We start from the raw sequence: 20474 nt of genomic DNA on the forward strand, positions 1-20474 counted from the left end.
CGGCCGATATCAGGAGCACCCGGTTGCTAAACAACGATTTGCAGACGTCAGGCAAAGCGGGCGAACATGACCGCCGCGACAACCTCACCCCCGGGAACCGCTTTCTTGGCCGCGTCGTCGCATGCAGCGGAGCTCGTGTCACGATCGCCGCAACCGCAGAGGCGGGCGGCACCGATCTCACAGAACTTTGGTCCGTTGGCCGCCTGATCTCCATCAGCGTCGAAGGAAACCGCGTCGCCGCGCTGGTCTACTCCATGGACACCGGCAACATGGCCTGGGGTGAAGGTGAGGACAACCAGTTCCGCATCGAAGCCGAGTTGCTGGGCGAAGTGCGCGTCGATGCCGATGGCCGCGAAGAATTCTCCTCCGGCATTTCCCGCTATCCTCATCTTGGCGCCGTCGCCCATCGTATTCGCGCTCGCGACCTGATGCGCATCTATGACGCCGGCCAGGAAAGCAGCTGCGTCATCGGCAAGTTGACGCAGGACGAAACGATCGACGCCGCCATCCACATACCCTCCATGCTCTCGAAGCACTTCGCCGTTGTCGGCTCGACCGGCGTCGGCAAATCGACGGCGGTATCGCTGCTGCTGCACAAGGCGATTGCGTCCGATCCGAAATTGCGGGTGCTGATCCTCGACCCCCACAACGAATTTGCCGCCGCTTTTCCCGACCATTCCGTCGTCGTCGATACCGATACGCTCGACCTGCCCTTCTGGCTGATGCGGCTGGAGGAGTTTGCCGAGGTCATCTTCCGGGGCCGCCCGCCCGTGGCTGAAGAACTCGATATGCTGCGCGATATCATTCCGGATGCGAAGCGCGCCTTTCGGGGCAACGATTCGACGCTGATGCGTCGCCAGACCGAAAAAAGCTCGATGACGGCAGACACGCCCGTTCCTTACCGGATGGCCGATCTTCTCGCGCTGATCGACGAGCGCATTGGCAAGCTCGAGGGACGGCAGGAGAAGCCGCATCTTCGCTCGCTGAAAATCCGCGTCATCTCGGCGATCAACGATCCGCGCTATCACTTCATGTTCTCCAACAACACGATCAGCGACACGATCATGGAGACCATCGCGGAAATCTTCCGGATCCCGGGCGACGACCGGCCAATCTGCACGTTTCAATTGTCGGGAATTCCCTCTGAAGTCGTCAATTCCGTCGCCTCGGTCCTCTGCCGCATGGCATTCGAAATCGCGCTCTGGAGCGAGGGTGGCATTCACATGCTGGTTGTCTGCGAAGAAGCCCATCGCTACATTCCAGCCGATCCCAATCTCGGTTTTGTGCCCACCCGGCAGGCCATATCGCGGATAGCCAAGGAAGGGCGCAAATATGGCGTTTCCCTCGGCATCATCACGCAGCGCCCCGGCGAACTCGACCAGACCATCCTGTCGCAGTGCTCGACGCTGTTTGCTATGCGCCTTGCCAACGACCGCGACCAGGAGATCATCCGCTCCGCCATTCCGAACTCGTCCATCTCCACCACCAGCTTTCTGTCGTCGATCGGCAATGGCGAGGCTATCGCTTTCGGCGAGGCGATTGCCGTGCCGATGCGCATGCGCTTTACCAGGGTGGCGGACAATCTCATTCCGAAAGCCAACGGCCTTGCCGAACGGGCCGACGACGTGACCCCGGACACGGTCGATTTGCGCAATATCGTCAGCCGCATGCGCTCGATCTCCGGACCGGACATATCGGCGTTTCAGCAGGCCTATTCGACAGGCAGCAGCAGGAGCGGCGAAGACGAGATCGAGCCGGAAGCAGCCTCGGTGCGCCACCTGTCCGAGGAAACGCCGCGCCCCCTGCCTTTGGGTCCCGTATCGGTCGAGGCCTACAGGCCCGACATGCTGCCTCGCCCCGGCGAGCCTGCCGCCGGCCTCGCCATGCCTCCGCAGACCTCGATCGACAGCAAGCTTGCCGAATTGCGCCGCGAATACAGGCGCGATGATGCCAGCCGGGGAAACCCTACGCAGGACACCGGCGCATCTCCGCGCCGCGATCAGGCTTCGTCGATGCGTGACAGTCTTATCAGGAAGCCGCTGGGGTCGCTGTTCAGCAGGGATTAACGCCCGCCGATTTCAGCCGATCCGCTCCCAGCTTTCATCCATCTGGTTGCGAAACCATGTCATCTGCCGCTTCGCATATTGCCGGGTCGCGGCCGAACCGAGTTCGATGACCTCCTCGCGCCCGATTTCGCCGCGTAACATCGCAGCAATCTGCGAGACGCCGATAGCCTTCATGACGGGCTGCTGCGGCGAAAGGCCGAGCGCCAGCAGATCGGCTACCTCTTTCTCCGCACCATCAGCAAGCATCGCCTCGAACCGGCGGTCGATGCGCGCGTGCAGCAGCTGCCGCTCGGGCATTACGACGATCTTGCGGGCGCGGGCGGGGTCGATGATGACGGGTCCGGCAAGCCCCTGTAGCGCGGCAAGCGACTGCCCTGTCGCCTGTTTTACTTCGAGCGCCCTGACGATGCGCTGCCCGTCCTGCGGCTTGAGGGTAGCCGCCATCGCCGGGTCGCGCTGCGCCAGTTCGCGGTAGAGCGGTTCCGCCCCCTCATCGATCAGCCGCTGGCGCAGACCCTCACGGAGTTCGGCCGGGATTTCCGGCATAGGAGAAAGTCCGCCTGTCAAAGCCTTGAAATAGAGCCCGGTTCCGCCGACGATGACCGGCATGCGGCGCTCTTGGCGGAGTTCTGCCAAAAGCTCCGAAATCTGCCTCAGCCACATCCCGGTCGAATAGGCATCCCTCGCCGGGACGTGACCGTAAAGATGGTGGGGAATGCCCTTCGTATCCTCGATGGACGGGCGCGCGGTGAGGATCCGCAGCGTGTCGTAGACCTGCATGCTGTCGGCATTGATCACCACGCCGTCGTGCAGGCTGGCAAGCTCCACGGCCATGCCGGACTTGCCGCTGGCGGTCGGCCCGGTTATCAGGATCGCGTCGATGTCGTTCACAGGGTTTCCCATCATGGCCTTCGTTGCCACGCTTATTGCCAATCCGTCAAACCCCGTTCTTGTCTCCCGCCTCGCGGAGCAGGCGGCCGATGCGGTGAAAGCATCGGGACTGTACTGGCTGGCGGATGGCATAGCCTGCGACATCGCCCTCCGGGACGGCACCAACCTGCAGGCGGCCGAGACAAGCCTCAGGACCGTACTAGGCAGCGCACCCATCGATCTCGTCATCCAGGATGCCGAGACCCGACGCAAGAAGCTGCTGGTGGCCGACATGGATTCAACGATGATCGCCCAGGAATGCATCGACGAGCTGGCAGCCGAAGTCGGCCTCAAGGATCAGGTCGCGGCCATCACCGCGCAGGCCATGAACGGCGAGATCGACTTCGAACCCGCCCTGCGCGCCCGCGTCGCGCTGCTGAAGGGATTGCCGATCTCGGTCGTCGACGAAGTGATCGCCAGGCGCATCACCCTGACACCAGGAGGCCCGCAACTGATCGCCACCATGAAGGCGAAGGGCTTCTATACCGCGCTCGTCTCGGGCGGCTTTACGGTCTTCACCAGCCGCATCGGCGCCACTCTCGGCTTTAATGAAGACCGCGCCAACGTGCTGCTGGAAGACAATGGCGTGCTCACCGGCTTCGTCGCCGAGCCGATCCTCGGCAGGCAGGCGAAGGTCGATGCCCTCACCGAAATCGCGGCCACCCTCGGCATCTCCACCGAGGCCGCGATTGCGGTCGGCGACGGAGCCAACGATCTCGGCATGCTGGAGCTCGCCGGCTCCGGCGTCGCCCTGCATGCAAAACCCGCCGTCGCGGCTGAAGCAAAAATGCGCATAGACCACGCCGACCTCACCGCGCTCCTCTATATCCAGGGCTACCGCAAAACGGATTTTGTCGACGCCTGAATCGCCAAACGCATTTCGAGACTTAAAGAGACGGATGGAACTTTGGCCATGATCATTCTCGAAACCGACCGCCTGATCATTCGCAACTGGCGCGAACCCGACCGTGATCTTTTCTTCGAGATCAACTCCGACGAGACGGTCATGAAGTTCTTTCCCTTCCGCCGGGATCGGGCGAGCGCGGATGCTTTCTTCGACCATCTGAAGACCCTGATTGCGGAAACAGGCCTCGGCTTCTATGCGCTCGAAAGCAAGGCGACCGGCGAAACGATCGGTTTTTGCGGCCTTGCCCGCACCGACCTAGAACCGTTCATTCCGCTCGGAACGGTCGAAATCGGCTGGCGTCTGCCGGTGCGGTTCTGGGGACAGGGTTTCATCAGCGAGGCGGCAACTGCCCTGCTCCGTCACGGCTTCGAGACCCTACACCTCGACGAGGTCGTCTCCTTCGCCGTCCATAACAACCACCGCTCGACCGCAGTCATGCGACGCATCGGCATGCACCGGGATATGAACGGCGACTTCGATCATCGCCGCGTCCCAGACAGCAGGCCGGAGCTGAAACGTACCGTGCTCTACCGGCTGACGGCGGACCAATGGCGCGACGCGGGGAGTGCGGCCTAAGCCCTACTCCAGCGGCACGGCAATGAAGCGCAGGTCGCCGTTGGGCGCCGCGATCATCATCTGCGCGTTACGACGGCCTTCCTTTTTCAGGGACGTGACCTTGGCCGCGATCGAGCCCGGAGTCTTCATGAACTCCTGCGCCACCTCGACGATCACGTCGCCGGGCTTCAGGCCCTTTTCGAGGGCCGGCGATCCCGGCGCCACCTGCATCACGACGACACCGTCGACGCTGTCTGCAATACCGAAGGTCTTGCGGTTGTCCGCGTTGAGGCCGGCCAGTTGTATACCGAGCACGGTCTGGACTGTATCGGCGTTCGGAGCCGGTGCGGCGTCGCCCTGGTCTTCCTGATCGTCCATCCCGTCGTCATCGCCAGCGCCGTCGCCATCGGGGTTAATGACGCCATTGCCATTGGAGCCGCCGGGCGCCGCATCCGGCGCAGCCGCTTTGTCGTCGGCAGCAGCGGCAGTGTCGTCAAGCTTGCCAAGCGTCACCTTGACCGTCTGCTGCTTGCCGGCACGCATCACCACGACATCGACGGCCTTGCCGACCGGGCTTTCGGCGACGACGCGCGGCAGGTCGCGCATTTCGTTGACGGCTTTACCGTCGAAATTGAGAATGACGTCGCCCGCAAGGATCGAGCCGTTGTCGACCGGGCCGCCCTTGATGACACCCGCCACCAGAGCGCCCTTGGCGGACGGCAGTCCGAGGCTCTCCGACACATCGTCGGTCACAGGCTGGATACGCACCCCCAACCAGCCGCGACGCGTCTCTCCAAAATCCATCAACTGCTTGACGACACCCTCGGCGATTTCGGACGGCACGGAGAAGCCGATGCCGATGGAACCGCCGCTCGGAGAGATGATCGCCGTGTTGATGCCGATCACTTCGCCGCGCATGTTGAACAGCGGGCCGCCGGAATTGCCCTTGTTGATCGCGGCGTCCGTCTGGATGAAATTGTCGTAGGGGCCTGCATTGATGTTGCGGCCCCGCGCCGAAACAATACCGACCGTCACCGAGCCGCCAAGACCAAAGGGATTGCCGACGGCCATCACCCAGTCGCCGATGCGCATCTGGCTGGAATCACCGAAGTGAACCGACTTCAACGGCTGCTTCGGCTCGACCTTGAGGACGGAAAGATCGGTCTTGGTGTCGGTGCCGACAAGCTTTGCCTTCAGCTTGGTGCCATCCGGAAAGATCACCTCGATATCGTCGGCGCCTTCGATCACGTGGTTGTTGGTGACGACATAGCCTTTCGGATCGATGACGAAGCCGGAGCCTAGGGAACTGACCTTGTGATTGTTGCTCTGCCCGGGCTTATCCTTGAAGAAGTCGTTGAACAGATCCTGGAAAGGCGACCCGTCCGGCATCTTCGGCGTCGACACGTTGCCCTCGCCCTTGACCTTCTGCGAGGTCGAGATGTTGACGACCGCATCAAGCAACCCGGCTGCGAGATCGGCAACCGAGGCAGGTCCTGCCATCTGTGGGCGGGGAGCGGCAGGCGCCGCAGATCCTGCCGGTGGCACCGGCAACGGACCTGACGGCGTCGGCGGGGTCGTGGCGTTCGGCGGCGCGGGAGTGGCCGGCATGGTGCCCGGCACGCCCGAGAGGACATTCGTCGTGCCTTCCGCATAAGCCCGTTCGAAGCCATTGAAGGTGGAGCCGGCGACAAGGGCCGCGCCAGCCATCAGGGCAAGCGAACGTCGAAGGGTCGGGCAAGCGGTCGAAGCCATCAGGCATCCTCATCAAAGGGTCAGGTCGTTTATTACAGCATCAGCATAGGGCGGAATGATGAAGGGTGGAATCGCCTTTTTCGCTAATCCCCGCCCGTGATGACAAAGGCCGGAGACAGCGGGCGCTTGCCGGTGGTCGGCGGGCACAAAAAAATCGGGCCATCCTAGGGATGGCCCGACATGATTGCGATCTTGAGTGCGAGACAGCGTCAGTTGACGGCTGGCGCTCCCGGCAGGGCGAGAGGCGCGCTGGCCGACGGCGCGGCCAGGGCGGGTGCGCCTGGCTGCGGTGCAGGCGGCGTGCCGTTCGGGTTTTGGAAATACCGGAAGAAATCCGATGTCGGCGACAACACCATCGTCGTCGTCCCCGAGCCCAGCGCCGTCGTGTAGGCGGCCATCGACCGGTAGAACTGGAAGAAGGCAGGATCGCGCGAGAAGGCATCGGCAAAGATCCGTGCCCGCTCGGCTTCGCCCTGACCGCGCAGGACTTCCGAATCCTTGCTGGCTTCGGCAACGATCTCGACGACCTGGCGGTCGGCGACAGCCCGGCGACGCTGGCCCTCTTCGGTGCCTTCGGCGCGCAGCAGTTCTGCTTCCGCCAGGCGCTCTGCGCGCATGCGGTCGTAAGTCTTCTGCGACACGTCCTGCGTCAGGTCGGTGCGCCGGATGCGGACGTCATCGATCTGGAGACCGAGCGTTTCCGCATCCTTGTGCAGGTCGTTGCGAACTTCGAGCATCATCGATACGCGCTCGTCCGAAAGAGCGGCATCAAATTCGCGCAGACCGTAGACCCGACGCAGCGAGGCGTCGAAGCGGGTACGAAGCTGCGATTCGGCTGCCGTGCGGTCGCCCGACACGGTTTCGCGGAACTTGCGGGCATCGGCGATGCGGTAGACCACGAAGGCATCGACATCGAAGGTGGCGCCGCCCTTAACCTGGACGCGGATGTTGTCCAGATCGAAGCGCAAGGCCTGCTTGGAGACATACTGGACGCGGTCGGCGTCAGCAAAGGCGAAAGGCAGCTTGAAATAGATGCCTGGCTCGGACTTCACCGACTGGATCTGGCCGAAGCGGACCAGAACGGCCTGCTCGCGGGCGTTGACGACGAACACCGACGAATAGACGATGAACAGGAGGACGACGAGGGCGATGACGATCGCCGGAAGACGACTGGAGGACATGTTACTTACCCCCCTCTGTCGCGGCAGCCGGCGGAACGACCTTGCCGATCCCGTTCAGCGGCAGATAGGGCAACACGCCCTGCTTCTGGTCGATGATGACCTTGTTCGAATTCTTCAAGACGGATTCCATCGTTTCAAGGAACAGGCGTTCTCGGGTGACATCGGGCGCCTTGACGTACTGCTCGTAGACCGACACGAAGCGCTGGGCCTCACCCTCGGCTTCCTTGACGACACGGTCCTTGTAGGCAGCCGCTTCTTCGCGGTTCTGCGCCGCCTGGCCACGTGCGCCACCGAGCTTCTGGTTGGCGTACTGGTTAGCTTCTTCGACGAGGCGCTGCTTGTCCTGGTCGGCACGCTGCACTTCTTCGAAGGCATCGGCGACTTCACGAGGCGGAGCGACATCCTCGATGTTGACGCGGTTGATGGCGATACCCGAGCCGTAGCGGTCCATTGTGCCCTGGATGATGTTCTGGACTTCGCTGGCGATCGGCTGACGGTTGTCGCGGAACGCATCCTGTGCCGGACGACGGCCGACGACTTCACGCATAGCGCTCTCGGAAACCTGCTGCAGGGTTTCTGCCGGATTTTCTAGATTGAACAGATAGGCCTTGGGGTCGCTCACCGTGAACAGCACCGTAAACTGTACATTCAGGATGTTCTGGTCGCCCGACAGCATCAGGCCGGATGTGGAATTGGCACTGCCGCGTCCACCGATGCTCTGCAGCTGTTCAGTGACCTTGACGATGTTGATCTGGTCCATCGGCCAAAAGTGGAAATGAAGACCGGGAAGCGAGACTTCCTCTTTGGGCTTGCCAAAGCGCAGTTCGACGCCTCGCTCGTCCGGCTGGACGGTGTAAATGCACTGGATAAGCCAGAAAACAACGACGACCGCAGCAACAATCAGGAAAATACCGCTGTTGAAACCGCCTGGAATGATCCCCCGCAGGCGCTCCTGGCCGCGTCGGATGATGTCTTCCAGATCGGGAGGACCGCCCCCGCCGTTGCCGCGCGGACGGTTGGGACCCTTGCCCCAGGGGCCTGGCTTGTCGCCACCGCCACCATTACCGCCGCCGCTGCCACCGCCGCCCCAGGGACCGCCGCCATTCTGATTACTCCAGGGCATTAAAACCTCATCGTTCGTGGAATTCTTGACACGTTGTCCGGCCCTGGTTCCCCGCGGCAGCAACGATGCCCTCGTTATAGGTATCGGCGGTGTCGCTTTCAACGCAACCTCTGGAAGTTGGGCGGCATAATTGGAAAAATAGTTGATTTTTGGAGCTTAAATGCAGTTTCGCGTGTTTCGCGGCAAAGCCGTTGCAAACCTTGAAGCAGGCAGAACCACGCCTGTGATCCGCGCGACTTTCACCGGCGACGATACGTCACGAAGCGCGTTGCAAAGCTGTCTCGCTCGCCAGCGGGGACTGCCAACTCGGCCTCTTCCTCCCATACCGCCGGGTCGATCGCCGGGAAGGATGTGTCTCCCTCAACCTCTGTCTCGATGTGCGTCACATACATGCGTTCGGCAGTCTCCATCGCCTGGCGATAGATCTCTCCGCCACCGATGACGCAGATTTCATCCACGCCATCGAGCCTCGCCTTTTCGGAAGCCTGCGCAATCGCGTCCTGCAGCGAGTTCACGACCGTAACGTCTTCAGGAGCGAAAGTGGGGTCGCGGGTAACGATGAAGTTCGGCCTTCCCGGCAGCGGCTTGCCAATCGACTGGAACGTCTTGCGGCCCATGATGACCGGCTTTCCCGACGTCAGCGCCTTGAAGCGCTTGAGGTCGGTGGATAACCGCCATGGCATGGCGCCATCCCTGCCGATGATGCTGTTTCGCGAAATCGCGACGATGATGACCTGTCTTATGTCCGACATGGAACCTGCATCCCTTCAATCCCTCGGCAGCGCCGGCACCCATCTTGGCGCGGTCGGCCTTCCCGCCCGTTCTTACCGCACCATAATCATCGGTGCCACAAAAAGGCTCGAGCGGGGGAGCCGTCCCGCGACCGCATCGCACAAGTGGACCTTGCCTGCGAAATGCAGCATACCATTTGGTCCTTGCCTCAAGCAAAAACCGGCAATCCCGACTGGAGTTAACCGATGACAGAGAACACCGAATACAAGCCCGCAAGCGTCTGGACATGGGACAAGGCAAGCGGCGGGCGGTTTGCCAATATCAACCGGCCCATCGCCGGAGCCACCCATGAAAAAGCCCTCCCCGTTGGCAAGCATCCCCTGCAGCTCTATTCCCTGGCGACACCCAACGGTGTCAAGGTGACGGTCATGCTCGAGGAACTGCTGGCCCTCGGCCACGAAGGGGCTGAATACGATGCCTGGCTGATCCGCATTAACGAAGGCGACCAGTTCGGCAGCGACTTCGTCGACATCAATCCGAATTCCAAGATCCCGGCCCTGATGGATCGCAGCGGACCGACACCGGTGCGCGTCTTCGAATCAGGCTCGATCCTGTTTTATCTCGCCGAAAAATTCGGCGCCTTCCTGCCGACGGAACAGCCGATCCGTACGGAATGCATGTCCTGGCTGTTCTGGCAGATGGGCAGCGCCCCCTATCTCGGCGGCGGCTTCGGTCACTTTTACGCCTACGCACCGACAAAGATGGAATACCCGATTAACCGCTTCACGATGGAAACGAAACGCCAGCTGGACGTCCTCGACCGCCGGCTTGCCGACAACGAATATCTGGCCGGCTCGGACTACACCATCGCCGATATCGCGGTCTGGCCCTGGTACGGTGCGCTGGCCAAGGGCTGGCTGTATGAAGCAGCCGAGTTCCTGCAGGTCCAGGAATACAAGAACCTGCAGCGTTGGACCGACCTGATCGGCGAACGCCCCGCAGTCCAGCGCGGCCGCATGGTCAATCGCGTGTTTGGAGAACCGTCGAGCCAGTTGCATGAGCGCCACGATGCCGCCGATTTCGACACGAAGACACAGGACAAGAATCCGTCGTAAACAGTCAGAGGCAGTTTCTTACCGCCCACATGCGGCCCCGGCTTTCGGGGCCGTTCCCATCACGGGTTGGCGCGCAGATAGGCAATGACGTCCTTGATCTCGCTGTCGCTCCACAATCCCCAGAATGGCATGGTCGTGCCCGGGACTTTCTTCTTCGGGCTGAATAGAAACGCCGAAAGCGCTGCCTCGTCCCACACCAGTCCGGCAGCACCGGCATCGCTCATGGCCTTGGAATACCGGTAGCCGGCAACGGCCCCGGCAGGCCTGCCGACGACGCCCTTCAGATAGGGACCGAAGCCGTTCCTCTCGCGGTCCACAACATGGCATTGCGTACAGAGCTGGAAGACTTTCTTGCCATGCGCAAGATCCTCAGCCGACACCCCCGTCGCTCCGCCGATCATCATAGCGACGGTAAAAGCCGCCATCGGCATCTTCCGCAAAATCAAATGTCTGAGGCATTCCATTTCGCTCTGATCTCCTCGACAGCCGGTTGCAGCGGAACGTGATACGCCGTTGCAGGCTGAAAATCGCTTGGCTTTATAGTCGCAGCACCGGTGGTTTCGAAGACCCGGCGACAAAACGCCTGAAACGCGCTTTCAGAGCTGGGCTAAGCGTGGCGATATCGAAAGTGCCGGTTTCGTCTGGATTTGCACGCCTGGATAGTCCAAAACAGCAGAATGAAAACAGCAAAGAAATCGAAATTTCCAATTCGGCCGATGTCGTTCGTGCGGCATTTCCTGCAAAGTTCGTCCGCAGGCGGCATTGTTCTCATGGTGTCCGCAGTGGTGGCGCTGGCCGTCGCCAACTCGCCCCTCTATTCTGTGTATGCGGACACCCTGCATCTCTACGTCGGAGGTCTTTCGATACTTCATTGGGTCAACGATGGCCTGATGGCGATATTCTTCCTGATGGTCGGCATGGAAATCAAGCGGGAAGTTCTCGACGGCCAGTTGTCGACCTGGTCGCGCCGGATCCTGCCCGGTGTCGCAGCGATTGGCGGCATGCTGGTGCCCGCCCTCATCTATCTCTCGTTCAACCTCGGAGAAGCCGGGCATCCGAAGGGCTGGGCTATCCCGTCTGCCACCGATATCGCCTTCGCTCTCGGCGTGCTGTCACTGCTCGGGCCGGCAGTCCCGACATCGCTGCGCGTTTTCCTGACGGCCCTCGCAATCATCGACGATCTCGGCGCCGTGCTGATCATTGCCGTGTTCTATACCGGCGACCTCAATGTCTATGCACTCGGCGGCGCTGCCGTGACGCTGCTCGCGCTCGTAGCACTCAACCGCGCCGGCGTGACACGCCTGCTGCCTTACCTGGTGCTGGGCGCAATCCTTTGGTTTCTGACGCTGCAGTCGGGCATTCATGCGACGCTCGCCGGTGTCGCCCTCGCCTTCACCATTCCGCTGAGGGCTATCGCGAGTAAAACAGATACGGAAGTCTCCCCGCTGCTGACACTGGAGCACGGCATACAGCCCTGGGTCAATTTCCTGATTGTGCCGATTTTCGGGTTTGCCAATGCCGGCGTTTCCTTTGCCGGACTGTCGCTCGGTGCTTTCGTCGATCCCGTCCCGCTCGGGGTGGCGACAGGCCTGTTCGTCGGCAAGCAGCTTGGCGTCTTCGCGTTCTCAGCCGCCGTCATCCGCATGGGTTGGGCGGAATTGCCAAGGCACGCGACCTGGCTGCAACTCTACGGCGTCGCCCTTCTCTGCGGCATCGGTTTCACCATGAGCCTGTTCATCGGCCTGCTGGCCTTTGCCTCGGACCCCATGCTGCAGGATGAAACCAAGCTCGGCGTCCTGCTCGGCTCGTTCTTGTCTGCAATTGTCGGCGCGATCCTCCTCAAGACCACCGGCGGCAACGATACCCAGCCGGACAGGCCGGCAAGCGACTGATCCCTAAGCCGTGCCCGGTCGCTAAACCGCGACCGGGGCCTCGATGGCCGGATGCGGATCATAGCCGCTGACCTCGAAGTCCTCGATGCGATAGTCGTCGATACTGTCTGGATGGCGCAACAGGCGGAGCTTCGGAAACGGCCGTGGCTCGCGACTGAGGATCGTGCGGGCCAGATCGACGTGGTTGAGATAGAGGTGCACATCTCCTCCGACCCAGATCAGTTCGCCCGGCGTCATGTCCACCTGCTGGGCCACCATGTGAACCAGGGCCGCCTGCTGGGCGAGATTGAATGGATTGCCGAGGCCGACGTCACAGGAGCGCTGGCCGACCAGCAGCGAAAGCTTGCCTTTCTTGCCCGACCCCGCAGGGGCGCCCTCGTCTGCGATATTGCTGACATAGAACTGGTACGTCATATGGCATGGGCTGAGCGCCATCCGGTCCAGTTCACCGACGTTCCAGGCGTGGAACAGCATGCGCCGGCTGGAGGGATTCGACTTCAGTGTCTGGATGACGGCCGCGATCTGGTCGTGTTCCTGACCGTCCGCATCTAGCCACCGCCGCCATTGCTTGCCGTAGACAGGCCCGAGATCGCCCCACTCCTGTGCAAACGCATCGTCGCCGAGCACGCGCTCCTCGAAAGCCTCCTGCGAAATGTCTTCGCCTGTTGCCTTGCGATATTTGTCGAGCGGCCAGTCGGTCCAGATCCGGACGTTTTCGCGCAGCAGCGACTGGATGTTGGTCTGCCCGGTCAGGAACCACAGCATTTCCTTGACGGCCGTTTTCCAGAACACCCGCTTGGTGGTGTAGACCGGGAAACTTCCATCGGAGAGGTCGAAGCGCATCATCGCGCCGAACGTCGACAAGGTGCCAACGCCGGTCCTGTCGATACGGCGGTCGCCTTTTTCCAAAAGATGTTCCAGCAGATCCAGGTATTGGTATTCAGGGTGCCGGGCCATATGAGAAATCCTTTTACGTCGCCAGTTTCGTACCGTCGCGGCGCCTCAAAACCAAGCCGTGTCGGCAGTCGGGACTCGCTTCTCCCCCAGTTTCGACGCCGATCGAGAAAATGCCAAGCAATTTTGCCACGAGCTCTTCCCTCGGGCACGAGAAGACACTATATGCGTATTGCCGGTTTTCGGACCGGCTATGGCAATAAATGAGCGATGTAATAAACCTATTGGACCCGGGGGCGGTACCCGGCGCCTCCACCAAAAACCGGCCAGAGATGATCGGCTTTTGATGGGGGCGAAACAGGATCGACAAGGGTGTAAAGATCTACTTTTTGCCCGGCATTGTACCACCGTTATCGGACTAAATCTGTAGTTGCAAACACCAACTATGCGGAAGCTCGTCTCGCTGCTTAATCGCAGTGTGACACTTCAAATCAAGTCCTGAAGGTTCGCACCTTAAGGCGGGGTTCGGAGGTACCTGGCAACAGAAACCTCCACCTTCTCCCTTTTTCGGAAATCATGTATGGTCGGTCGACATGACTCGCGCGTCGGGGGTTTTCCGAATCCGCCTGCTGTGGCATAGAGCCTTGAAGACGGCCAACGAAAGACGGGAAAGCATGGGGCAGGATCATATCCGCTACGATATTCTGGCACAGGACGCTCTGCGCGGAGTTATCCGTAAGGTTCTGACCGAGGTCGGTACGACCGGCCGCCTGCCCGGCGACCACCACTTCTTCATCACCTTCCTGACCGGCGCCGCTGGCGTTCGCATCTCCCAGCATCTGAAGTCGAAATATCCGGAACAGATGACCATCGTCATCCAGCACCAGTTCTGGGAACTGAAGATCACCGAGACCCATTTCGAGATCGGCCTGTCGTTCTCGGACGTACCGGAAAAGCTGGTGGTGCCTTTCAACGCCATCCGCGGTTTCTATGACCCGTCGGTGAATTTCGAGCTCGAATTCGACGTGCCTCTCAGCGACGAGGAAGAATTGCCGAGCGGCGAGATCACCGCATATCCCGTCAATACGGATACACCGGTCGAGCACATCGCCACCAACGAAAGCGAGCCGAAGAAGCCCGGCTCCGTCGTGTCGCTGGATGCATTCCGCAAGAAACAGTGAAATCAAGGCTTCAGGCGATGCGTTGGGGAGCGGATCGATGACTGCAGAGATCGTCAACCTGAAACAGTTTCGAAAGCAGCAGGCACGCTCCGACAAGGAGAAGCAGGCCGAGCAGAACCGCATCACTTTCGGCCGCACCAAGAGCGAAAAGAAGCTGACGACAACGCTCAACGACAAGGCTAGCAAGGCGCTGGACGACGGACATATCCAGCAGCCGTCGACTGACAAATAAGCCGCAAGCTTGGCGGGTCCACGCAGTCAAATACGTCAGGTCGATCGATTTACAGTCGTTTCCGAAAAAGCGTCCACCAGGCCATCATGATCCGCAAACACTCCGCCACGCTCCATGGCCACCGCACCAGCTTCACGCTGGAGGATGGTTTCTGGGACGAACTGAAGCTGATTGCCAATGCACGTGGCCTGTCGCAGGCCGCACTTATCGCTGAAATCGACGATAGGAGATCTCCGGAAAGCAACCTGTCGTCAGCACTGAGGCTCCATGTCCTTCAATGGCTGAAGGATGCTACCAGAAAAGAGTGACGACCGGCGACTGCCCCGCCTGATCAGAACTTTTGCGGTGGAGTGGAAAAATCCGGAACAGTCAGCGGCGCCGGTAAAGGTGGCTGCTGCTGCGATTTGGCTTTCTGTTCGGCATCGGCTTTTGCCTTGGCCTCAGCTTCAGCCCGTGCCGCCTCGTTTGCCTGAAATTTCGCCAAGGCCTCAGCACGTGCCTTCGTTGCCGCTTCGATCTTGGCCTTTACGGCGGCATCGGCCTTCGCCTTTTCTTCCGCCTGCGCCTGCGCTTCGGCCTGTGCCTTGGCCGCAGCGTCGGCTTCAGCCTTGGCGGCGGCATCGGCTTCCGCCTGCAGCTTCGCCTTCGTTGCCGCCTCCGCCTGTCGTTGTGTCTCAGCCTGTTCGGCCAGCATTCTCAGGCGCTCCTCCTCGGCCTTGCGCTGCTCCTCGATGACTGCATCCTGCTGGCGCTTGATATCGCGCTCGGTGGCTGCGAATTTCGTGAGCGCCACCTCGCGCCTCAACCGCTGCTTTTCCAGCACACCAGATTGCAGCCGCTCGACCCGGCGTCGTTCGCGCTCGAAAGCCCGCAACGACAGGAAGCTGGTGACAGCGCTGGAATCGACGCTGCGGGTCGGTGTTGCCAGCGGACCGGTGAAGCCAAGACGCAGCGCCGGATCGGCACCACTGACAGCATCGGCGCCGGCATTGAGCGAAATGGCGAGCGCACCGCGGATGGTCTCGTCGGACAGGTTAATATCGGCATTGCCGGTCAGTTGCGCCGTATCGGTCATGGCAACGACATTGTCGATCCGCACCCGTCCGCCCGAAATATTGAGCGGCATCGTCAGCGGCTTCAACACCGCATCGCCGTTGTTCAGCAGCGTCTGGACGATCGGCTCCACCTTGTCGGCGGTCACGGCGCCCTGGATCTGGTCGGTGGCCGACAGCAGCGATGGCAGGATGCCGAGATTGAGGCCACGAATACGCGTTTCGCCGAGCATCACCTGTCCGGAGCCGCTCGCCGAGGCCGCGAGGTCGCTGACGCTCTTGCCGCTTGCCTCCATGTTAAGCGAGAGCCCTGCCCGACCGGTCGCCACAGGGGCGCCGTCGCGCTGCCAGCCGATGACGGCCAGATCGGGGTTGCCGAGATCGATCTTCGTCTGCAGCAAGGCATTGCCATCATTGTTGGCAAGCAGCAGGCGACCGCCGATCGTTCCACCGCTCCATTTGCCCGCCATGTCGTTGAACTGCAGGGCATCGCCCTTGTAGGACATGTTGGTGGTGAAATCGGATACGGGACCGAAAATGCCGGGCCACATCTGCTTAGCCGACAGTTTTATGTTGATGTCGGTGCCGGTAAACATCGGCAGTCCCAGCTTGGCTCTCGTCAGGCTGCCATCGGCCGGGTCCGTCATCGGGCCGAAGATGGCCTCTCCGAGCCACTCGAGATCGGCTTCCGTCATGGCAATGTCGCCGCTCGCCTTGATGTTGGGTGCCTTGCGGTCGAAGGCCAGCTTGCCGGTCACGCCGTTGCTGGCGAATTGTCCCTTGATGTCGGAGAACGCCACCTTGTCCGAATCGATCGTCGCGGTGGTCTGGAGTTTCGCCGGCAGGCCGGTGCCCATCTGCGGCATGCCGATGCCGTTCATGACCAGATACGGATCGAGATCGGCGCTCTCCATCGACAGCGCCATCGTCCCGTTGAGGAACGTCGCCGGCCGGACATCGACCTTGCCGTTGGCAGTAAACGACGTCTTGTCCGTGGCAAATGTCAGGGCCGCATCGGCCGGGTCGTTATCGGTCGCCGACACCTTCAGAGTCAGGCGTCCGTTGGCATCGGCATCGACGGGCAGCGGATCGAAGCCCGCCTGGCCGAACAGGATCGAAGTGACCGAATTCTCAAGCGTCGCCTCAAGCGTCGTCGTACCCTTGCCGGTCAGCGCCAGAAGGTCGGACATGCGGTAGTCGAGGTTGACGCGGCTGCCGTTGGAAACGCCGGCCAGCGTCAGTGCCAGCCCGTTGCCCTGGTCCCCGCCCAGCGTCAGCGCACCGCGAAGGGCCGTATTGCCATACCATGCACCATTGCGTACCAGGCGGTCGACAACCGGGTGATGTGGCAGGTGCTGACTGAGCATCGTAAAGAACAAGGTCGGATCGGCAGCCTTGAAGGTGATTTCGCCCGATCCCTTGTATTCGAGCAGAGAGCCTGACGCGCGCCCGGTGGCGGTAATCTCTGCGCCGGCAACGTCGCGCACGAACAACTTGTCAAGCTTCAATGCTCCATCGGCAATGCCGAACGTGGTCTCGACATCGCTGGCGGCGATGCCGAAGGCGGAGAACTTGTCTGCTTTCAGATGGGCGTTGATCTTGTGATCGAGAATGTTTTCACCCGGTTCCTGTCCGGTAAACAGGCCGGTCAGGGCGCGCAGCGCGTCGAGATCGAGGGAATCGCCATTGAGATCGACAGCCAGCGTCGGCGCCTGGTTTTCCGGCAGCTGGCGATCCAGCCGCCCTTTCAGCGTCGCTTCGCCGATGGCAATCTCGAGGTTGTCGAAACGCTGCCGCAAATGGGTCAGGTTGACGTCGGCGGAAAAGCCGGCGGCCTTCAACTCGCGAATGGACGGATCGACGGTGCCAGACAGCCAAGTGGCGAGCCCCGAAGGCTGGCTGGAGGCCACCAGCAGGTTGCCAGTGAAGTTCGGGTCGCCTTGCAGCAGCAACTTGCCCTTGGCTTCAACCTGCGTGCGGCCGGGGAGCGTGCCGACTGCCTTGTCGACAGTCCAGCCGGCGCCCGCCGGTTCGAGATCGAGCTGCACGTCGCGCAATGTCGTGTCGCCGGCAACGATTGCCGGCAGGCGTACCGTTGCCTTGCCCGGCACCTGCGGCACCGGTATCTCAGCGGCGATGGCAATGAGGTTGCTCAGCCTTTGCCGCGCGGAAACTGCGGGGTTGCGCGTCGTCTTGCCTTCGCTGCCCTGATTTCCGAGCCGGTTGACGTCGATCTGCTGTCCGTCCGCCGTCAGCAGGAACTCCGGCTTTGGCCCGGTATCGAGCGTTGCCTCGCCGGTGATGACATAAGGGTCGTCGGAAGCACCGAGCTCCAGGCGGTATTCGGGAATACGAATGCGGTCGTTAGTGAGTTCGAACTTGCCCTTGGCCCGCGGCTCGCTCGATTTGGCGTCGCCCGATACCTTGCGCGCCTGCCGGGTTTCGATGCCGGCCGAGAAGGTACCGAGGTAATCGGGCTTGCTCGCCACCAGCTTCAATTCGCCATCGAGATCGATGCTGACCGGGTGGCTTTGCGGCACCAGACGCGTGCGGACCTTAAGCACGCCGTCGTCATCCGGCTGGCTGCTGGCGATTGTGAACTTTCCCTGCTCGCCATCGAGCGCCGCCTCGCCTTCGACCCGCCACGGGCCGGCCAGCGATTTCGCGGACATCTCTGCATTGAGATCGGTAATATGTCGCGTGCGCCCGGATTGCTCGTCGATGAACTCGACCGAGCCGCCATCCACATGGACGTTTTCGAGCACCACGGATTTCGCCGGTATTTCCGACTGGCTGCCGCGCATCCAGTCCAGCGTACCATCCTTCAGCAGCCGGAGGCGGACTTTCGGCTGGGAGATGCGCATGTCGAAGATCAGCGCCTCGCCAGACAGGAAAGGCGCAAGCTCGGCATCCATCGCAAATTCTGAAATCTGCACAATCGGCGTCCCGTCCGGCTCTTGCCCGACGCGAACGTCATGCAGCGTGACTGAGGGAAACGGCAGCAGGCGGGCATCGACGGAACCATGAACGGTGACCTTCTTGCCGATGATGCGGCTGGCCTGTTCCTCGAAACTTTGCCGGAATCCGGTCCAGTCGATGAAGAGCGGCGCCAGCAGCGCCACGAACAGCACCACCACCAGAACGCCACCCAGAAAGACCAGGACCTTGCCTAACAACGCGTTGAATCTCCATTCCTCATGCCCGTCACGACACTAGCGCCATTCGCGTCGGGGGCAAGGCAAACTCATGGTAATATTCCATTTTTCAGTCTGCATGAAAGATTTTGCCGGGATTGAATATGCCATCGGGATCGAGACCGCGCTTGATCTGGCGCATCAGGTCGACGGCGCCGCCGAGCTCCTGCTCGAGAAACGCCATCTTGCCCTGGCCGATGCCATGTTCGCCCGTGCAGGTGCCGTCCATCGACAACGCCCGCGCATTGAGACGCGCGACAAATCCCTCGGCAACGGCGACACCTTCGGGCGTCTTGTCGTCGAACAGCAGCAGGACGTGGAAGTTTCCATCACCGGCGTGCCCGACGATCGGCCCCAGCAGTCCATGCGCCTCGATATCGGCCTGTGTTTCGACGACGCACTCGGCAAGCCTCGAAATCGGCACGCAGACGTCCGTCGACAAGGCCGCCATTTCCGGCGCCAGCGCGCGGCAGGCCCAGTACGCATCGTGACGGGCCTTCCAGAGCTTGTTGCGCTCCTCGACATTGACGGTCCATTGAAACTCGTCCCCGCCACATTCGGCAGCGATCTCACCGAATTCAGCCGATTGCAGCGGCACCGTTTCCTCCGTGCCATGAAATTCCAGGAAAAGCGTCGGCCGCTCGGGATAGGACAGGCCGGAGTAGCGGTTGCAGGCACGAACCTGCATGCTGTCCAGCAATTCGATGCGGGCAACGGGAATGCCCATCTGGATGGTCATGATGACGGCGTCACAGGCCGCCTTGATGGTCGGGAAGGCGCAGACGCCACCGGCGATCTTCTGCGGAATGCCCTGCAGCCGCAGCGTCACCGATGTCAGGATACCGAGCGTCCCCTCGGATCCGACGAACAGCCGGGTCAGGTCGTAGCCGGCAGAGGATTTGCGGGCCCGGCGAGCGGTGCTGATCTCCTCGCCGGACGCCGTTACAGCGGTCACAGCCAGAACATTGTCCTTCATCGTCCCGTAGCGCACCGCATTGGTGCCGGAGGCGCGGGTCGACGTCATGCCGCCGATCGAGGCATTGGCGCCGGGATCGATGGGGAAGAACAGGCCGGTATCGCGCAGGTAGACGTTGAGCTCCTCGCGCGTCACGCCCGGCTCGACGACGCAATCGAGATCCTCCGCATTGACTGCAAGAACCTTGTTCATCCGACTCATATCTATCGATATTCCGCCATTCGGCGCATTGATCTGGCCTTCCAGCGACGAGCCCGTGCCGAACGCGATGATGGGCACCTTGTGCTCGGAACAGGCGCGCACGGCAGCCTTGACGTCGTCGCTGCTCTCGGCAAAAAGCACGCCGTCGGGCAGCTGCGAGGGAATGTATGTCGTAGTGTGCGCGTGCTGGGCACGAAAGGCATCGCCCGTCTGGAAACGGTCGCCGAAAGCCTGCTTCAGAATGCCGAGAACGGCAGTAACGCCCGCCTCGTTGCGTGTTCCTGCTCTTGCATCCGCCAGCGCCATTGCGTGATCTCCCATGCGATCTCGGCAGGACCTGCGAGGCCCCGAAGGGCTTCTATGAGACAAGCGATCCGTCCTGTCCAGCCCAACGTCGGGTCCAGCGGTCTCATGGAACGACACCGGACCTTGCTCTCCGGCAGATCGGAATTGCGGCTGCATCCGACAACCGCCCCAGCGTTAGAGAACCG

At 61.5% G+C, this 20474-nt stretch carries 17 protein-coding genes and 1 other RNA gene; 9 read left to right on the forward strand and 9 right to left on the reverse strand.

What is annotated here, in order from left to right; translation table 11 throughout:
* The first annotated feature begins 23 nt into the window (after nt 1-23).
* Nucleotides 24-2066, forward strand: coding sequence for an ATP-binding protein (locus J5289_RS12930; protein ID WP_209206526.1), 2043 nt, complete (start codon nt 24-26; stop codon nt 2064-2066).
* A 12-nt stretch (nt 2067-2078) separates the two neighbouring features.
* Here the strand turns inward: J5289_RS12930 and miaA are convergent, their stop codons facing one another.
* Complete coding sequence (miaA, locus tag J5289_RS12935; protein ID WP_374108264.1) at nt 2079-2972, reverse strand: tRNA (adenosine(37)-N6)-dimethylallyltransferase MiaA; 894 nt, start codon at nt 2970-2972, stop codon at nt 2079-2081.
* Between miaA and serB the strand changes: the two genes are divergently transcribed.
* Together serB and J5289_RS12945 are read left to right on the forward strand one after the other, a co-directional pair.
* On the forward strand, nt 2971-3861 hold the full coding sequence (gene serB / locus J5289_RS12940) for a phosphoserine phosphatase SerB (protein ID WP_209184136.1): 891 nt from the start codon (nt 2971-2973) through the stop codon (nt 3859-3861). The genes miaA and serB overlap by 2 nt on opposite strands.
* A gap of 48 nt (nt 3862-3909) precedes the next feature.
* Nucleotides 3910-4479: a GNAT family N-acetyltransferase gene (locus tag J5289_RS12945; RefSeq protein ID WP_209184026.1), complete on the forward strand. Its 570-nt coding sequence runs from the start codon at nt 3910-3912 to the stop codon at nt 4477-4479.
* A gap of 3 nt (nt 4480-4482) precedes the next feature.
* Here J5289_RS12945 and J5289_RS12950 read toward each other — a convergent pair whose 3' ends face one another.
* From J5289_RS12950 to J5289_RS12965, 4 genes are all read right to left on the reverse strand, one after another.
* Nucleotides 4483-6210 carry a Do family serine endopeptidase gene (locus J5289_RS12950; RefSeq protein ID WP_209184027.1) on the reverse strand — a complete coding sequence of 576 codons (1728 nt, stop codon included), beginning with the start codon at nt 6208-6210 and terminating at the stop codon, nt 4483-4485.
* 209 nt (nt 6211-6419) lie between these two features.
* Entirely contained in the window at nt 6420-7391 is a 972-nt protein-coding gene (gene hflC, locus J5289_RS12955) for a protease modulator HflC (protein WP_209184028.1), read from the reverse strand.
* Nucleotide 7392: 1 nt separating this feature from the next.
* Nucleotides 7393-8514 (reverse strand): FtsH protease activity modulator HflK, encoded by a 1122-nt coding sequence (gene hflK, locus J5289_RS12960; protein ID WP_209184029.1) that lies wholly within the window; start codon nt 8512-8514, stop codon nt 7393-7395.
* Nucleotides 8515-8753: 239 nt separating this feature from the next.
* Nucleotides 8754-9266 (reverse strand): dihydrofolate reductase, encoded by a 513-nt coding sequence (locus tag J5289_RS12965; protein WP_209184030.1) that lies wholly within the window; start codon nt 9264-9266, stop codon nt 8754-8756.
* A 225-nt stretch (nt 9267-9491) separates the two neighbouring features.
* Here J5289_RS12965 and yghU point away from each other — a divergent pair, with 225 nt between their 5' ends.
* Complete coding sequence (gene yghU / locus J5289_RS12970) at nt 9492-10361, forward strand: glutathione-dependent disulfide-bond oxidoreductase (RefSeq protein WP_111222893.1); 870 nt, start codon at nt 9492-9494, stop codon at nt 10359-10361.
* Between the two features lie 59 nt (nt 10362-10420).
* Here the strand turns inward: yghU and J5289_RS12975 are convergent, their stop codons facing one another.
* Nucleotides 10421-10786, reverse strand: a complete 366-nt coding sequence (locus J5289_RS12975; protein WP_247749108.1) for a cytochrome c family protein — start codon at nt 10784-10786, stop codon at nt 10421-10423.
* A gap of 252 nt (nt 10787-11038) precedes the next feature.
* On the opposite strand from J5289_RS12975, the gene nhaA reads away from it, so the two are divergent.
* On the forward strand, nt 11039-12253 hold the full coding sequence (gene nhaA / locus J5289_RS12980; RefSeq protein ID WP_209184031.1) for a Na+/H+ antiporter NhaA: 1215 nt from the start codon (nt 11039-11041) through the stop codon (nt 12251-12253).
* A 21-nt stretch (nt 12254-12274) separates the two neighbouring features.
* Here nhaA and J5289_RS12985 read toward each other — a convergent pair whose 3' ends face one another.
* Nucleotides 12275-13210 carry a thymidylate synthase gene (locus tag J5289_RS12985; RefSeq protein ID WP_209184032.1) on the reverse strand — a complete coding sequence of 312 codons (936 nt, stop codon included), beginning with the start codon at nt 13208-13210 and terminating at the stop codon, nt 12275-12277.
* A 132-nt stretch (nt 13211-13342) separates the two neighbouring features.
* On the opposite strand from J5289_RS12985, the gene ssrA reads away from it, so the two are divergent.
* The 4 genes from ssrA to J5289_RS13005 all read left to right on the forward strand — a co-directional run bounded on the left by ssrA (nt 13343) and on the right by J5289_RS13005 (nt 14868).
* Nucleotides 13343-13703, forward strand: a transfer-messenger RNA (tmRNA) gene (gene ssrA / locus J5289_RS12990).
* 118 nt (nt 13704-13821) lie between these two features.
* Entirely contained in the window at nt 13822-14328 is a 507-nt protein-coding gene (locus tag J5289_RS12995) for an SspB family protein (protein WP_142823604.1), read from the forward strand.
* Between the two features lie 37 nt (nt 14329-14365).
* Entirely contained in the window at nt 14366-14560 is a 195-nt protein-coding gene (locus J5289_RS13000; protein ID WP_209206525.1) for a DUF4169 family protein, read from the forward strand.
* A gap of 86 nt (nt 14561-14646) precedes the next feature.
* On the forward strand, nt 14647-14868 hold the full coding sequence (locus J5289_RS13005) for a ribbon-helix-helix domain-containing protein (protein ID WP_209184033.1): 222 nt from the start codon (nt 14647-14649) through the stop codon (nt 14866-14868).
* Between the two features lie 23 nt (nt 14869-14891).
* Here J5289_RS13005 and J5289_RS13010 read toward each other — a convergent pair whose 3' ends face one another.
* Both J5289_RS13010 and J5289_RS13015 read right to left on the reverse strand, forming a co-directional pair.
* A complete protein-coding gene (locus J5289_RS13010; RefSeq protein WP_209206524.1) occupies nt 14892-18788 on the reverse strand; it encodes an AsmA family protein in 3897 nt (1298 codons plus the stop codon).
* An 88-nt stretch (nt 18789-18876) separates the two neighbouring features.
* Entirely contained in the window at nt 18877-20289 is a 1413-nt protein-coding gene (locus tag J5289_RS13015) for an FAD-binding oxidoreductase (RefSeq protein ID WP_209184138.1), read from the reverse strand.
* Nucleotides 20290-20474 lie beyond the last annotated feature (185 nt).

The organism is Rhizobium sp. B230/85 (assembly GCF_019355735.1).
Lineage (GTDB): Bacteria > Pseudomonadota > Alphaproteobacteria > Rhizobiales > Rhizobiaceae > Rhizobium > Rhizobium rhododendri.